Raw genomic sequence first — 619 nt, 5'->3', positions numbered from 1 at the left:
TGGCCCCGGCCTCGACCCCGTGTTCGCCCTCGGCGTCGCGACCGTCGTGATGGCGCTGAGCATCGCCATGTACGCCCCGCTCGCAAACGTCATCAACGAGCGCCTCGACCAGGGGACGTTCCTGTTTTCGGTGCAGTTCGGCGCGACCGTCCTCGCCAACGTCGTCTTCCAGTACCCCATCGGCCGGCTGAGCGACCGCTACGGGCGGCGGCCGTTCCTCGTCGGCGGCTTCGTCCTGCTCTACACGAGTTACGGCGGCCTCCGCGCCAGCATCGCGACCGACGCGGTCCAAGCGGTCATCGTTATCCCGCTCTTGTTGCTCGCGTTCGCCGGCACGCTCGTCGCGCTCGGCGCTCCCGCCGCCGCCATCGACGGTATCACGGCGACGAACCCCGCGCTTCTCGACCTCGGTGCGGTCGCCGGCCTGCAGTTCGGCCTCGCGCTCGCCGGCCTGCGCGAGAACGAGCAGCGCATCGCCTTCTTCGGCTACAAGGCGCAGCACCTGAAGGCGATCATCTTCGCGGTCGGCGGCACCATCGCCGGCCTCGCCGGCAGCCTCTATGCTTTCCACGAAGGCTTCGTCTGGCCCAACATGCTGGGCGTCGTGTTCTCGACCCAG

The 619-nt window shown here is 69.0% G+C and carries 1 protein-coding gene; it reads left to right on the top strand.

Features of this window, described 5'->3' with window-relative positions; genetic code table 11:
* Positions 1–619, top strand: a 619-nt coding sequence (locus tag DVK01_RS22440) for an MFS transporter (RefSeq protein ID WP_342764914.1), incomplete at both ends; no start/stop codon positions are given.

This window comes from Haloarcula sp. Atlit-120R (assembly GCF_003665885.1).
Classification (GTDB): Archaea; Halobacteriota; Halobacteria; order Halobacteriales; family Haloarculaceae; genus Haloarcula; species Haloarcula taiwanensis.
Note: the sequence above shows the minus strand (reverse complement) of the source record. Positions and strands in the feature narration are given on the sequence as shown.